Genomic DNA, 14,163 nt, shown 5'->3' with positions numbered 1-14,163 from the left:
GGTTACACGCTGGACCGGGTTTGACGCGTCAGCGCCGCCTGGCTGGCGAGCAGGTACCAAGGAATACCAATGACAGGACAGTTCCAGCTTACCGACGATCAGCTTGCCATCCAGGAAATGGCAAAGCGCTTCACCGCGGACAACATCACGCCTTTCGCGGCCGAATGGGACGAAAAGCACCACTTCCCGCGCGACGTGATCCAGCGGACCGGCGAACTTGGCTTCGGTGCAATCTACGTTTCCGAAGAAAGCGGCGGGATCGCTCTGGGTCGGCTCGAGGCGGCGCTCATCATGGAAGCCATGGCCTATGGCTGCCCGGCGACCAGCGCCTATGTCTCGATCCACAACATGGCAGCCTGGATGATCGACCGCTTCGGGAGCGGTGAGCTCAAGGAGCGTTTCCTGCCCAAGCTCGTCACGATGGAGCATATCGCCAGCTATGCGCTGACCGAACCGGGTTCGGGCTCCGACGCCGCGGGCCTCAAGACCACGGCGAAGCTGGACGGCGATCACTATGTGCTCAATGGCACCAAGCAGTTCATCAGCGGCGCGGGCTTCAATGACATCTATGTCGTCATGGTCCGCACGGGCGAGCACAAGAGCAAGGGCATTTCCTGCCTGGTGATCGAGAAGGATACGCCGGGCCTCTCCTTTGGCGCGCCCGAGAACAAGCTGGGCTGGAACGCCTCTCCCACTGCGCAGCTGATCTTCGAGGATTGCCGCGTGCCCGCGGCCAATCGCGTCGGCGCGGAAGGCGAAGGTTTCCGCTTCGCCATGGCCGGGCTCGACGGCGGGCGGCTCAATATCGGTGCCTGTTCGCTCGGCGGCGCCCAGCGCTGCCTCGATGAAGCGATCGCCTACACCAAGGATCGCAAGCAGTTCGACACACCGATTGCCGACTTCCAGAACACGCAATTCATGCTGGCCGACATGGCGACCGAGCTGGAGGCCGCGCGCGCGCTGCTTTACCTCGCGGCCTGCAAGGTAAGCGAGAACGCGCCGGACAAATCGCGCTTCTCGGCCATGGCCAAGCGGCTCGCGACTGACAGCGGATCGAACGTTGTCAATAACGCGCTGCAGCTGTTCGGCGGCTACGGCTATCTAAGGGACTATCCGATCGAGCGCTTCTGGCGCGATCTGCGCGTGCACTCGATTCTCGAAGGCACCAACCAGGTGATGCGCATGATCGTTGGACGGGACCTGCTGCGGCAATGACTGAGGACGTTCTGACCTCAAGTGAGGGCGCGGCGGGCTTCCTGTCGCTCAACCGGCCCAAGGCGCTGCACGCGCTGACCCTGGAGATGTGCCACGAGATGAGCGCGGCTCTGGGTGAATGGGCCAATGACGATGCGGTCAAGGCCGTCATCATTGACCATTCGGAGGGCCGAGGCTTCTGTGCAGGCGGAGACATCGCCTTCCTGCGCAATTCGGCGATCAACGATGGCGGCGTGTCGGGTCGCAAGTTCTTCCATGACGAATACCAGCTCAACCACCAGCTTTTCACCTATGGCAAGCCTGTGGTTGCCTTCATGGACGGCATCACCATGGGCGGCGGCGTGGGGATCAGCCAACCGGCGCAGTTCCGCGTCGCGACCGAACATACCCGCCTGGCCATGCCGGAAACGGGGATCGGCCTGTTCCCCGATGTCGGCGGCGGATGGTATCTTTCGCGCCTTGGCGGGCGGCTTGGCCAGTTCCTGGCGTTGACGGGGGCAAGGCTGGATGGGGCGGAATGCCTGTGGGCCGGGCTCGCAACGCATTACCTCCCGTCCGAGACGCTGGGCGAAGCGAAGGAACGCATCGCACATGGGCACGAGCCGGGCGGTGTGCTGGCCTCGCTTGCGGCCACTCCGCCTCCTGCCCGGATCGAAGGCAATGCCTCGGCCATCGTGCGGCATTTCGCATCCGACCAGTTCGAGGACATTCTCGCCAGCCTTGAGAGCGACGACAGCGAATGGGCGGCGAAGGAGCTGGCGACGCTGCGCACCAAGAGCCCGCAGACCTGCAAGGTGGCGCTGCGCCAGCTTGCGACCAGCGCCACGCTCGTCGATTTCGCCGAGAACATGGCGATGGAATACCGCATCGCCAGCCGTGTACTCACCCGCCCCGACTTTGCCGAAGGCGTGCGCGCGGTGATTACCGACAAGACCAACGATCCCCAATGGGACCCGCCGACCCCAGAGGGCGTGACCGACGATCTGCTCGATGCAATCTTCGCCCCACTGCCCAAGGGGGAGGAGTGGGTGCCGCTCGAACTGAAATAATTCGTCATTCCCGTGAAGGCGGAAATCCAGATACCGTTTCGCGCGGAGCTGCAACGTTAGATAGGCCCCTGCCTTCGCAGGGGCGACGAGGACAATAAATGAGCTACGAAACCATCACCGTCGAACAGCGTGAAGCAGTCACTCTGATCACGCTCAACCGCCCGCAGGCGCTCAACGCACTCAATTCGCAGGTGCTCGACGAGTTGATCGAAGCCTTCGCCGCCTATCAGGCCGACGAGAGCCAGCTTTGCGCCGTGCTCACCGGGTCGGGCGACAAGGCCTTTGCAGCGGGGGCCGACATCAAGGAAATGAGCGAGAAGCCCGCGGCGGACTTCTACCTGCAGGATTTCTTCAGCCCCTGGACCAGCGAGATCGTCAAAAAGACCCGCAAACCCTGGATCGCCGCGGTGAATGGCTTTGCACTGGGCGGCGGGTGCGAGCTGGCGATGATGGCGGATTTCATCATCGCTTCGGAAAACGCGAAATTCGGCCAGCCCGAGATCAAGCTGGGCGTTGCGCCGGGCATGGGCGGTTCACAGCGCCTGACCCGCGCCGTCGGCAAGTCAAAGGCGATGGAGATGTGCCTGACAGGCCGGATGATGGACGCCGAGGAGGCAGAGCGAGCCAATCTCGTCGCGCGCGTGGTGCCGCATGAAAGCCTGCTCGATGAAGCGCTCAAGACTGCAGCACAGATTGCCGCGATGCCGCCCATGGCCGCCATCGCGAACAAGGAAATGGTCAACGCCGCTTTCGAGACTTCGCTCGATCAGGGTTTGATCATCGAACGCCGCATCTTCCAGATCCTCACCGCGAGCGAGGACAAGGCCGAGGGCATGGCCGCCTTCATCGAAAAGCGCGAAGGCCAGTGGAAGGGACGGTGATTCCATTCGCGTTGATCGCTGTCGGCGCTGTCGGCAGCTTTCTAGCATTGTCGGAATTCCGCGACTTTCGAAACCAGTCGGGCAATTTCTCGAAGCGGCACATCGTATCGTTTGGGCGCGGAAGTTTCATGCGTAAAGCAGTTGCATTTCGGTCGTGGACAGAATTGGTTGCACTCGCAACCGCTGGACCCGCGTCGCTAATCGCCGGACTCTGGCTGCTCCTGAAATAATCGGAGATTTGTTATGAAGATCGCATTTATCGGTTTGGGCAATATGGGTGGCGGTATGGCCGCAAACCTGGTGAAGGCAGGCCATGAGGTGCGCGCCTTCGACCTCAGCGACGAAGCGCTGGAGGCGGCGGAAGAGAATGGCTGCACCACGTTCGGTTCTGCCCGCGATGCTGCCGAGCATGCCGATGCCGTGGTCACCATGCTGCCCAACGGCGCAATCGTGCGCGACGTCTACACCACCGACATCATCGGCCAGGCACCCGAGGGTGCAATCCTGCTCGACTGTTCGACCATCGATGTCGCCACCGCGCGCGATGTGATCGCACTAGCCGAAGAGGATGGCTACGAGATGGTCGATGCGCCCGTTTCGGGAGGCATCGCGGCGGCCAATGCCGGGACGCTCACCTTCATGGTCGGCGGGACGCAGAGCGCATTCGAGCGCGCCAGGCCGATCCTGGAGGCGATGGGCAAGGCGGTGATCCATGCAGGTCAGGCGGGCAATGGCCAGGCTGCCAAGATCTGCAACAACATGTTGCTCGGCATCCATATGATCGGGACCTGCGAAGCCTTCCGCATGGCGGAGAAACTAGGGCTCGACCCGCAGACCTTTTATGACATTTCCTCGGTCTCGTCGGGCCAGAACTGGTCGATGACAAGCTATTGCCCGGTCCCAGGTGTGGGCCCGCAAAGCCCCAGCGACAATGATTATCAGGGCGGCTTCGCGACTGCGCTGATGCTGAAGGACTTGCGGCTGGCGATGGAAGCCGCCGAAAGCGCCGATGCCGCCGTGCCGATGGGCCAGCGCGCCGCGGCGCTCTATGAAGATTTCAACGGGGCCGGAAACGGCGGGCTGGATTTCTCCGCGATCATCAAGACGCTTTGATCTCGGCGAGAATCCGCGCGAGCCATTCGCGCGGGGCCCGGCGCCGCCCCACATCGGCGACGAATTCCTGACCGCGCGCTACGCTGCGCAATCTCTGTCCGCGTAGCCAGCGGTCAGCGCGATCATGGTAACTTAGCTCGCCGAGCCTGAGCCATTCGGGGCGGTTCCAAAGCGAGGGCGGCCCACCCGGCACCGTCAGCCGCAGCGCATCGCTCGCCCGTTCCGCAACCCGCCCCGGCCCGCGATAGACTACGTCATTTCGGTGGTGCATCTCCAAGGCATGGGGATGGCCCAGCGCGACCAACTCCTCCGGTGCTCCCTGCGCGAGCGAGACCAGCTCTTCGACTTCGAGATAGCCGAAGATGCGGTGATGCGGCTCGCCCGTCGTCTCGTTGCGAAACAGGCCGAAGAACAGGAACACGTCGCCCTTGCCCACGCCCTGCCGTGCGAGATGCGTTTGCGCCGCCCCGCACTGGCCGAAAGCGCAACTGCCATCGTCGAGGAACATCGGATCGTGATGGCACAAATCGTCCGGCCCCAGCCTGCCCCGGCTCGCTCTTTCCGCATGTTCGCCCAGGCCCAATGAGCGATAGGTCGTGCGCGATGCGATGCCCGCAGGAATCGGCAGGCTCACCGGCCTCCCGTCTACAATTGGCGACGGCCCGCCGCCTGCCGAGCTGTCGAAGCCCTTCCTGCTGAAGATTATGCGCATAGCCACCTGCTGCATCCGGTAGCTCGCGATGACAAGGCTTTGCCTCCAGCCAAATCGGGCCTATTGGCGCTGTCATGGAAAACAAGGTTACTGCTCTGATCATGGCCGGGAAGCGTTCCGGCGTTCACGATCCACTGGCCCAGCGTGCAGGCGTGGCCCAGAAATGCGTGGTCCCCGTTCGCGGCGTTCCGATGATTGAGCGCGTCGTTCGCGAAGTGGCAGCTTGCGGCAAGATCGGCGCCATCCACATTGTGGCGCACGATCATGAAGAGATCGCAGCACTTCCCACGGTGGCAGCGCTGGTGGAAAAAGGCCGGCTGAAGTTCCGCGAAGGCAAGTTCAACATTGTCGACAGCGTGTTTTCGGGAGCCGAAGGGGCCAGTTTCCCGCTTCTGATCACCACGGCGGACAATTGCCTGGTGACGTCTGATGGCTATGGCGAATTCATCGACAAGGCACTGGCCGCCGAGGCTGGAGCGGCTGCAGCGCTGGCCCGCAAGCAAGACGTGCAGGCCGCAGATCCCGAAGGACAGAAGAAGTTCTACGAATTCCGCGATGGCGGCTATTCCAACTGCAACATGTACTGGATGGGCAGCAGCGAAGCCCTTTCCGCTGCCGAAATCATGCGCGGCGGCGGCCAGTTCGTGAAGTTTCCCAAGCGGATTGCAAAGGCCTTCGGCTGGATGAACCTTGTGCGATTCTATTTCGGCTGGGGCACCAAGGAAAAGATCTTCGAACAGGTTTCTCGCCGATTCGGCTTCAAGCTGGTGCCGATTGTCATGTCCAAGGGCGATTTTGCGATCGATGTCGACAACGAGCGAACCTTCGAAGTGACCGAACGGATGCTCGCAAAGCGCGAGGCCGCCGCGGGCTGAGGCCTGCTCTGGATAGCCCGCGATGAACCGCCTCTTGCGCAATATCGGCTGGTTACTCGGCGGGCGCGGCTTCAATGCCGTGATGAGCCTGGTCTATCTGGCGCTTGCCACGCGCACGCTGGGGCTCGACGGTTTCGGCCATTTCGCGATTATCGTCGCGCTGGGGCAGGCAGTGACCGGCCTCGCCAATTTCCAGACCTGGCAATTCGTCGTGCGCTGGGGCGCCGGAGAAGAAGGGCCTGGCGAAGCGACCGGCTTTGCGATTGCGCTCGATATGCTGTCGGTGGCGATCGGCACCGTTTTGGCCGCAATCATGGTGCAAACCGCGCAGCTATGGCTGCCCTTGCCCAGCGAACTGCTGCCGATCACCTTCATCTATTGCCTTGTCTCGCTGCTCTCGATCCGCACCACTCCCACGGGGCTGCTGCGCCTGCGCTTCAAGTTCGGCAAGGCGACCGCGGCAGAGGCCGTGCAACCTGCCATTCGCGCGGGCGGCGCGATCCTGGCCTGGCTGTTCATGCCAACTGTCACGGGTTTCATTCTCGCCTGGGCCGCTTCCGAACTGACCGTAGCGGCAGCGCTGTGGATCGTCGCCGCGCGGCAGGAAAGGATCGACTTGTCGCAGATCAGCCTGCGCAAAATCCCGCGCGACCACCCTGAGGCATGGCGCTTCGTCGTCTCGACCAATCTCACCGGTAGCCTCAACATTGCTGCAAAGCAGGTCATGATCCTACTGGTCGGCTCGCTCGGCGGCGAGGCACTGGCCGGTGGTTTCCGCGTCGCCAGCCAGCTTGGCCAGGCGCTGGTCCAACTGGCGCAAACCGTTTCCAAGGCGATCTATCCCGAACTGGTCCATGCCAAGGATGAAGCACTGGTGATGGCCCGGCGCATGGCCAATATCGCGCTGATTGGCGGGGTGCTGGCAGTGCTGGTGGCGCTGTTCCTCGGTCGCTGGGGACTGGAACTGGTAGCCGGACCCGAATTCGGCGGCTTTTACTGGGCGCTGGTGATCCTGGCGATTGCAGGCGCGGTCGAATTGGTCGGCGCGAGCCTCGAATCGCTGCTGGTCTCGGCCGGAAAGGCGCACACGGCCTTCATGGTGCGTGCCGTTCCGACCCTGCTCGCGCTGGTCCTGCTCGATGTCGCGATCGACTGGAACGGGGCCAAGGGGGCAGCGCTGACAGTGCTGGGATCAAGCGCGCTGGCCGTGATCGGTTTCTACGTAGCGATGCTGAACATGCAGCAGATCCGCATCACGGTGGATCCCGCAAGGGATAGCGAGAAGGCCTAGCTCACGCCGAGCGCCTGGGCTTCCTGCCGCAAGCGCCCCGCTTCGGACGGATTGGCCGCAATCGCATCGCTCAGCGCCTTGCGCGCCTTGTCCGGTTCGCCCAGCGTCATGCGGCTGCGGATCAGCATCACCCACCCATCGACATTTGACGGATCGCTTGCAAGCCGCTGTTCAAGCCGTTCGACCATGCCCATTGCCATGTCGCGTTGCTGGTCCGGGCTCATCGCGCCAGCCGCGGCGATCTGCTGCTGACTGGGGCCGGGGATACCAGCACCGCCACCAAGCTCAGGACCGCCAGCGAGCGGTGATCGGGAAGCGACTGCCTCGGCAATTCGCTGGTCCGTCTCAATACCGTTGATTGCGCCGACCTGCTCGATCGTGCGCTGCAGATCCCGCTCCCACGGAGCGCCGGCGGGCGTATCGGCGAGGAGCGCAAGCCAATCGCTGATCGCGCCTTCGTGATCGCCGTCGAGATCCTTCTTCACCGCGAGGAAATAGCGCGCGCGCGAATCGCTGGGATCAAGCTGGATCGCTTTCCTGAACGCGGCAAGCGCATCTGCCGGCATCGGATCGTGTTCGCTCGCCATGACCTTGGCTTCGCCCAGCGCTGACCAAAGCACCGCTTCCGTTCCGCCTGCATCGGTGGCTTTTCCATATGCATCCGCTGCATCGGCGAAGTCCCCACTTGAAAACAGCGCGAAGCCCAGTTCCTGCCAGCCTTCCGGATTGCCAGGCTCTGATTCGGCCCGGGCGCGCAGCTCTTCCACGCTCAGCGGGCCTTCCTCCAGTGCCGTCTGCACACCTGCATCGCGGGAATCGCTCATAGTCCGCCATGCCAAAACGCCTGCAACGAGCAGCGCCGCCAGCAACAACAGGCCAACACCCCAATGCGATACGCCGCGCCCGGCACTCTCATTTTCCATCCCGTCTGGCTAGCAGCGGGGCATTCACCCCGCAATCACCGCAATTGGCCTTGGCGTGCACGCCGCGTTATGCCTATGGTAGGTAAAACAAATTAGGTCGCGGGATCAGCCAAGAGGGGGCGGTTGTGCCGGATCGCTATCGTGTAGCTGTTGTAGGATCGGGGCCTGCCGGGCTCAGTGCGGCGGCGCATGCGGCATCCCTTGGCATGAGCCATGTGCTGATCGAAAAGACCGATCACCTCTCCGACACGATCTTCAAATACCAGAAGGGCAAGCACGTCATGGCGACGCCCAACAATCTGGTGCTGCGCAGCGACCTCGATTTCGAAGCGGGCAGCCGCGAGACGATCCTCGGCATCTGGGACCGGCAGATCGAGGAAAACAAGGTCAACACCATCCTCAATGCAGAAGTGGTGGAGATTACCGGCGAGAGCGGCAATTTCACGATCAAGCTGAAAAGCGGACAGGAGATCGAAGCCGAAGCGGTGGTGATGGCGATCGGAACGCAGGGCAACCCCAACCGGCTGCGCGTATCGGGCGCCGATCTGCCGCATATCCAGTACCAGCTCGACGATCCAACCGAATATGTCGACGAGCATATCACCGTGGTCGGGTCGGGCGATGCCGGGATCGAGAACGCGTTGGGCCTTGCTGCCGATCCGGCTCAGCGCAATGTGGTGACGATCCTTAACCGCAGCGCGGAGTTTGCACGGGCCAAGGGTGCCAATGTCAAGCTGCTGGAAGAGGCGGAGCAGGACGGGCGAATTTCCGTCCGGCGCGAAACCAGCCCCGCCGAAGTGCGCGAGAGCGAACTGGTGCTCGAAACGCGCGATGGGCAGGAAACCATCCCTTGCGACCGGATCATCGCGCGCACCGGATCGCAGCCGCCGCGCGGCTTTGTCGAATCCTGTGGCATCGCATTCACCAGCGAGGATCGCGCCGCCTTCCCGCAGCTATCTCCCAGTTTCGAGACGACCAAGTCCGGCATCCATGTGATCGGTGCGCTGGCGGGCTATCCGCTTATCAAGCATTGCATGAACCAGGGCTATGACGTGATCGAGTTCCTGAACGGGAACACCGAGCTCAAGCCCGCGGACGAGCCCATCCTGGCAGAGAAATTCGCTGCCCTGCCCGGCAATCGTTCGGTCGAGGAATGGCTCGAGACATTCCGCAACAATATCGTGATCCTGCAGGAGCTTTCGCCGCTGCAGATGCGCGAGTTGATGCTGGACAGCAGCGTTGGCCACTATGATCGGGGCGAAGTGATCTTCGTCCGTAACGATCCCGGCTCGTCGATGTTCGCGATTGCCGAAGGCTCCGTCGCGGTCGAAGTGAACCCCAACGATCCCTCCGTCACAGTGCCGATCGAACAGGGTACGATCTTCGGCGAGGTCGGCCTGATCTCTGGCCGACCTCGCGGCGCGACGATCCGTGCAGCCGAACCGACAACCGTGATGGAGCTGTCACGCGGCGCCGCGCTCAAGCTGATCGCCACGGTTCCTTCCGCCGCGCGCGCGGTCAACCGCATCACCATCGAACGGCAATTGCTGCAGATGTTCGGATCGGGCCTGACCAGGGAAGACGTAGCCGAACTGGTCGATGCAGCCGAAATCCAGGAAATCCGCGCCGGACAAGCGGTGATCGAGGAAGGCGCGGAGGACAAGGACATCTTCGTTATCCAACGCGGATCGATGATCGTCGAAAAGGATATCGGCGGCCATCCAGTGTTCCTCAGCTATTTGCCCGCGGGTTCCTATTTCGGCGAAATGGCGGTGATCGACGGCTCGAAACGAACCGCCACGGTCAAGGCCGCGATCAAATCCGAAGTCGTCCGCTTTCCGGGCGAAGCCTTTACCCGGCTGCTCGAACGCAAGCCGGAAATCCGCCAGCGCACGCTCAAGGACATGGCGGCGCGGCGCGAAGTCAACGCCTTCATCGAAGAACAAAAACACAGTTTTGGCGGCGCGGTCGACATGTATTCGCAGACCGCGCAATTCCTGGTCGACAACGGGCTTGGCGAAGCAACCGACGTGCTGTTGATCGACGAGAAATTGTGCGTGGGCTGTGACAATTGCGAGAAGGCCTGCGCCGACAGCCACGAAGGTCTTTCCCGCCTCGACCGCGAGGCCGGGCGGACCTACGCCCATCTTCACGTGCCGACTTCGTGCCGCCATTGCGAACATCCGCATTGCATGGCCGATTGCCCGCCCAATGCGATCAAGCGCGGTGCGGACGGGGAGGTCTTCATCGACGAAACCTGCATCGGCTGTGGCAATTGCCAGCGCAACTGCCCCTATGGCGTGATCCGCATGGACGCCAAGCCGCCGCAAAAACCCTCGCTGATCCAGTGGCTGCTATTCGGCAAGGGGCCTGGGCCCGGCGAAGCGCCCTATGCCTGGCGCAAGAAGGAAGCCGAGAAGGAAGGTACGCAAGCGGCCAAGCTGGCGATCAAGTGCGACATGTGTTCGGGGATCGAAGGCGGGCCGGCATGCGTGCGCGCCTGCCCCACCGGCGCCGCGATCCGCGTCGCTCCCGAGAAGTTCCTCACCTTCACCAAGCTGGTGCAGGAGGAGATGGTCTGATGGCATCGGCACGGGACAGCGATTTCGCCTTCCACAATACGCGGCGCGACACCGATCACGAGAGCTTCCTCGCGCATCGGCGTTTCTACTGGCTGAAGGCCGCCGCTGCCATCAGCGCAATCTGCGTCCTGATCTACCTGTTGATCGATCCCGAACCGCGCCAGAATGGCGGAACCTGGTACGGTTACACCCTGGGTACGATCGGGGCCGGGCTGATCGTCTGGCTCAGCCTGCTCGGCATCCGCAAACGCAGGATGACCGAGGGCAAATGGAGCCTCAAGGCCTGGACCAGCGCGCATGTCTATCTCGGCCTCGCACTGATCGTGATCGGCACGCTCCACACCGGCTTCCAGCTTGGCTGGAACGTACATACGCTGGCCTGGTCGCTGATGATTCTGGTGATCGTGAGCGGGATCTACGGCATTACAGTCTATGCCACGCTTCCGCAGGCGCTCAGCAACAACCGCAAGGAAATGACGCGCGGCCAGATGGTGGAGGCGCTCGAAGCGCTCGACCGTCAGCTTGAAAGCGCCGCGCAGCCGCTCGGCCGCGACGATGCCGATCTGGTCATTGCCGCGCTTGATCAGGACGTGTTTTCCGCTGGATTGTGGGCCCGCCTGACTGGCTCATACAAGCGATGCGCCACCCGCATTGCGCTGGACGCATTTGCCACCGCCCATGGCGACGAACACCGCGAGCGCGTGCGCGCGCTGCTCGGCCGCCGCATGGCACAGCTCGAACAGATCCGCCGCCAGTTGCGCCTCAAGGCGCTGCTCGAAGTCTGGCTCTTCATCCACATCCCGGCAACGATCGCGCTGATCGCCGCGCTTACCGCGCATATCGTCAGCGTGTTCTATTATTGGGGCTGAGGGGGAGAGACGGCGCGATGGCATTCCTGATCCGTACGATCGACTTCACAGCCGCCGGGCGCGAAATCGTCCGTGACCGCGAGCACGGCGGCGACACGCTTTCCATCGGACGTGCGAGCGAAAATGATGTGCATTTGCCCGATCTTGCGGTCGAGCAGCAGCATGCCAGAATCGAACCGGTGCCGGGCGGGCATTTGCGCGCCGTCGCTGCCGGTACGCTTGGCTTCACGCATGACGGCAGGACCGTCACCGAAGCCGTGTTCAACCCGCGCGAAGGTGCCGAATTGGGCTTCGGCAGCTACCGTCTCGCCTTTTCGCAAGAGGGCGATGGGCCGGTCACGATCACCCAGCGCCAGGTCGATGACAAGGTGGGAGACAGCGAAGCGTTATCCGGCTTTGCGCTCGCCAGCGTGATGCCGTCGAAGCGCGTCATGTCGTGGATCGGGCTCGCGGCAATTCTGGTCGCGTTCCTCGCCATTCCAATCGTCTCGAACCTCACGCGTGAGAAGGTGGAGCCCGACTACAAGGCGCCCGGAAAGGTCGCGATGGATGGTAGCTGGAGCACCGGCGCGCTCAGCTTCGCGCACCACGGGCTTGAGGACAATTGCGAGGCCTGCCACGTCGTCCCGTTCCAGGCCGTGCGCGACGAGACCTGTCTCGCCTGCCACAAGGGCACCGGCGATCACGCCCCGAAGCCGCGCCAACTCGCCGGCCGCGGGCCGCTATCCGCCGGGGATTCGATCCAATGGGCGGTGGCCGAAACGCTGGGCAAGGAAGGCCCCGGTGCCTGCACAACCTGTCATACCGAACATGAAGGGCCGATGCGGATGGCGCCGCCTGCGCAGGCCTTCTGCGCCGAGTGCCACGATGGCATGGACGCGCGGCTGACAGACACCGTGCTGGGCAATGCAAGCGACTTCGGCAAGGCCCACCCGCAGTTCAAGGCGCTGATCCGCACGATGCGCGGAGAGCCCAAGCCTGAGCGCGTTTCACTGGCAAAGAAACCGAAAGAGTTCAATGGCTTGCGCTTCCCGCACAAATTGCACCTGGACCCCAGGGGCGGCGCTGCGCGGATGGCCGCCAGCCTGGGTCCGCGCAAGGGATATGGCGAAGCGCTGGTGTGCAAGGATTGCCATACGCCGACTAAGGACAAGCTCGGCTTTCTTCCGGTCGATATGGAGGATGATTGCGAGGCCTGCCACAGCCTGGTCTATGACAAGGTCGGCTCGACCTTCCGTACGCTGCGTCATGGCGATGTCGACCAGATGCTGGCGGATTTGCGCGCAATGGACCGCAGCCCGCGCGTTCCCGTAGTGAGCGGGCGCAAGCGACCGGGCGAATATGCCAGTGGCAGGCTCTACCACCAGAACTTCGGCCCGCCATCGGGCTCTCTGGTTGCGATCAACCGCGCGCTGAAGAAGAATGGCGTGTGCGGCGAATGCCACATTCCCACGATCCTGAACGGGCGGCCAGACGTGGTCCCGGTCGACATTCCCGATTTCTACCTGGTCAATGGCTTCTTCGATCACGAAGCACACAAGGAAGAGAAGTGTTCGGATTGTCACGCGGCGGAGACATCGAAGACATCGGATGACCTGCTTATCCCGGGCATCGCCGTCTGTCGCGATTGCCACCTGGGCGAAGACGCGCCGAAGGGCAAGGTCGCTTCGAGCTGCGCCATGTGCCACGCCTATCACCCGCCCACAGGCAAGATACCGCACGACCATCCACCGACGGAACCGAAGCAGGTTGCGCTCTCGACCCGCAAAGGCGATTAGGTACATATGGGAAGGGGCAAGCCGTGCTGATCGCGCAGATGACCGATATACACATCGGCTTCGACCCCGATGCCAAGCCGGAAGAGCTCAATCGCATCCGCTTTCGCCAGACGCTGGACCGCTTGCTCGCGCAGCCGAATACAATCGACCTGCTGGTGCTGAGCGGCGATCTTACCGATCACGGCGACAAGGAAAGTTTCGAGAAGACTGCCGAGCTACTCGAAAGTGTACCCTGCCCCATCCTGCCGATGGTGGGCAATCACGACAGCCGCGAAGGCCTGCTCCACGCCTTCCCCAACACGCCGATGCAGGATGGCTTCCTGCACTATACGCATGAGCAGGACGGATTGCTGATCCTGCTGCTCGATACGCTGGAAGCGGGGCGGCACGGCGGGGCCTTCTGCAGTGCGCGGCGTGACTGGCTGCGCGCGACACTGGAAGCCAACCGCAGCAAGCCTACGCTGATCTTCATGCACCACCCGCCGGTCGTCTCGGGAATAGACTGGATGGATCCGGCGGCTGACGAAGACTGGATCGCAAATTTTGCCGCTGCGATCGATGGCCATGACCAGATTCTGGCGATCCATTGCGGGCACCTCCATCGTCCGCTGCTGGCGAGTTTTCGTGGGGTGCCGCTGGGCGTCACGCCCTCGGTCGCGCCGCTGGTCTCGCTCGATCTGCGTCCGATAGATCCCGAACGCGCGGACAATCGCGACCTCATCACCACCGAACCCTCGACCTATGCCTTGCACCGCTGGGACGGCAAGGACCTCGTCACGCATTACGAGAAGACCAATGAATGGGACGTCGTAGCCCATTACAGCGACGACCTGAAACCGATGATGCGCGACATGTTCAGGGAGCGCGAATAGCGC

General features: G+C 62.8%; 12 protein-coding genes. 10 read left to right on the top strand and 2 right to left on the bottom strand.

Features of this window, described 5'->3' with window-relative positions; all coding sequences use genetic code 11:
* Window positions 1-69 precede the first annotated feature (69 nt).
* The 4 genes from ACQY6C_RS03430 (at window position 70) to mmsB (ending at window position 4,258) form a co-directional block, all read left to right on the top strand.
* On the top strand, window positions 70-1,215 hold the full coding sequence (locus ACQY6C_RS03430) for an acyl-CoA dehydrogenase family protein (protein ID WP_427964730.1): 1,146 nt from the start codon (window positions 70-72) through the stop codon (window positions 1,213-1,215).
* Window positions 1,212-2,264, top strand: a complete 1,053-nt coding sequence (locus ACQY6C_RS03425; protein ID WP_427964727.1) for an enoyl-CoA hydratase/isomerase family protein — start codon at window positions 1,212-1,214, stop codon at window positions 2,262-2,264. The genes ACQY6C_RS03430 and ACQY6C_RS03425 overlap by 4 nt, the downstream gene beginning before the upstream one ends.
* A gap of 98 nt (window positions 2,265-2,362) precedes the next feature.
* Window positions 2,363-3,145, top strand: coding sequence for an enoyl-CoA hydratase-related protein (locus ACQY6C_RS03420; RefSeq protein ID WP_427964724.1), 783 nt, complete (start codon window positions 2,363-2,365; stop codon window positions 3,143-3,145).
* A 243-nt stretch (window positions 3,146-3,388) separates the two neighbouring features.
* On the top strand, window positions 3,389-4,258 hold the full coding sequence (gene mmsB / locus ACQY6C_RS03415; RefSeq protein ID WP_427964721.1) for a 3-hydroxyisobutyrate dehydrogenase: 870 nt from the start codon (window positions 3,389-3,391) through the stop codon (window positions 4,256-4,258).
* Here the strand turns inward: mmsB and ACQY6C_RS03410 are convergent.
* Window positions 4,245-4,970, bottom strand: coding sequence for a hypothetical protein (locus ACQY6C_RS03410; RefSeq protein ID WP_427964718.1), 726 nt, complete (start codon window positions 4,968-4,970; stop codon window positions 4,245-4,247). The two genes, mmsB and ACQY6C_RS03410, sit on opposite strands and share 14 nt — an antisense overlap.
* 74 nt (window positions 4,971-5,044) lie before the next feature.
* Between ACQY6C_RS03410 and ACQY6C_RS03405 the strand changes: the two genes are divergently transcribed.
* Window positions 5,045-5,845: an NTP transferase domain-containing protein gene (locus tag ACQY6C_RS03405; RefSeq protein ID WP_427964716.1), complete on the top strand. Its 801-nt coding sequence runs from the start codon at window positions 5,045-5,047 to the stop codon at window positions 5,843-5,845.
* Between the two features lie 22 nt (window positions 5,846-5,867).
* Window positions 5,868-7,136, top strand: a complete 1,269-nt coding sequence (locus ACQY6C_RS03400) for a lipopolysaccharide biosynthesis protein (protein ID WP_427964713.1) — start codon at window positions 5,868-5,870, stop codon at window positions 7,134-7,136.
* Here ACQY6C_RS03400 and ACQY6C_RS03395 read toward each other — a convergent pair.
* Window positions 7,133-8,059, bottom strand: a complete 927-nt coding sequence (locus ACQY6C_RS03395) for a tetratricopeptide repeat protein (protein ID WP_427964710.1) — start codon at window positions 8,057-8,059, stop codon at window positions 7,133-7,135. The genes ACQY6C_RS03400 and ACQY6C_RS03395 overlap by 4 nt on opposite strands.
* A gap of 125 nt (window positions 8,060-8,184) precedes the next feature.
* Here ACQY6C_RS03395 and ACQY6C_RS03390 point away from each other — a divergent pair, with 125 nt between their 5' ends.
* Genes ACQY6C_RS03390 through ACQY6C_RS03375 form a run of 4 tightly spaced genes read left to right on the top strand, consistent with a single transcriptional unit; the run spans window position 8,185 to window position 14,160 of the window.
* The gene (locus tag ACQY6C_RS03390) at window positions 8,185-10,641 is read left to right on the top strand and encodes a cyclic nucleotide-binding domain-containing protein (RefSeq protein WP_427964707.1); all 2,457 of its coding nucleotides are present in this window, start codon (window positions 8,185-8,187) and stop codon (window positions 10,639-10,641) included.
* Window positions 10,641-11,510: a hypothetical protein gene (locus ACQY6C_RS03385; protein WP_427964704.1), complete on the top strand. Its 870-nt coding sequence runs from the start codon at window positions 10,641-10,643 to the stop codon at window positions 11,508-11,510. Before ACQY6C_RS03390 ends, ACQY6C_RS03385 begins: the two co-directional genes overlap by 1 nt.
* A gap of 17 nt (window positions 11,511-11,527) precedes the next feature.
* Window positions 11,528-13,288: a cytochrome c3 family protein gene (locus tag ACQY6C_RS03380; protein ID WP_427964701.1), complete on the top strand. Its 1,761-nt coding sequence runs from the start codon at window positions 11,528-11,530 to the stop codon at window positions 13,286-13,288.
* 38 nt (window positions 13,289-13,326) lie between these two features.
* A complete protein-coding gene (locus tag ACQY6C_RS03375) occupies window positions 13,327-14,160 on the top strand; it encodes a metallophosphoesterase (RefSeq protein WP_427964699.1) in 834 nt (277 codons plus the stop codon).
* The last annotated feature ends 3 nt before the right edge of the window (window positions 14,161-14,163 follow it).

This window comes from Altererythrobacter sp., assembly GCF_050299635.1.
Taxonomy (GTDB): domain Bacteria; phylum Pseudomonadota; class Alphaproteobacteria; order Sphingomonadales; family Sphingomonadaceae; genus Erythrobacter.
The sequence above is the reverse complement of the archived record's forward strand: the minus strand, read 5'-3'. Positions and strand labels throughout refer to the sequence as shown.

Bases quoted from the DNA above. Each gene is read 5' to 3' on its own strand.
- ACQY6C_RS03430 (WP_427964730.1), top strand. From the start codon at position 70: ATGACAGGACAGTTCCAGCTTACCGACGATCAGCTTGCCATCCAGGAA.
- ACQY6C_RS03425 (WP_427964727.1), top strand. From the start codon at position 1,212: ATGACTGAGGACGTTCTGACCTCAAGTGAGGGCGCGGCGGGCTTCCTG.
- ACQY6C_RS03420 (WP_427964724.1), top strand. From the start codon at position 2,363: ATGAGCTACGAAACCATCACCGTCGAACAGCGTGAAGCAGTCACTCTG.
- mmsB (WP_427964721.1), top strand. From the start codon at position 3,389: ATGAAGATCGCATTTATCGGTTTGGGCAATATGGGTGGCGGTATGGCC.
- ACQY6C_RS03410 (WP_427964718.1), bottom strand. From the start codon at position 4,970: ATGCGCATAATCTTCAGCAGGAAGGGCTTCGACAGCTCGGCAGGCGGC.
- ACQY6C_RS03405 (WP_427964716.1), top strand. From the start codon at position 5,045: ATGGAAAACAAGGTTACTGCTCTGATCATGGCCGGGAAGCGTTCCGGC.
- ACQY6C_RS03400 (WP_427964713.1), top strand. From the start codon at position 5,868: ATGAACCGCCTCTTGCGCAATATCGGCTGGTTACTCGGCGGGCGCGGC.
- ACQY6C_RS03395 (WP_427964710.1), bottom strand. From the start codon at position 8,059: ATGGAAAATGAGAGTGCCGGGCGCGGCGTATCGCATTGGGGTGTTGGC.
- ACQY6C_RS03385 (WP_427964704.1), top strand. From the start codon at position 10,641: ATGGCATCGGCACGGGACAGCGATTTCGCCTTCCACAATACGCGGCGC.
- ACQY6C_RS03380 (WP_427964701.1), top strand. From the start codon at position 11,528: ATGGCATTCCTGATCCGTACGATCGACTTCACAGCCGCCGGGCGCGAA.
- ACQY6C_RS03375 (WP_427964699.1), top strand. From the start codon at position 13,327: ATGACCGATATACACATCGGCTTCGACCCCGATGCCAAGCCGGAAGAG.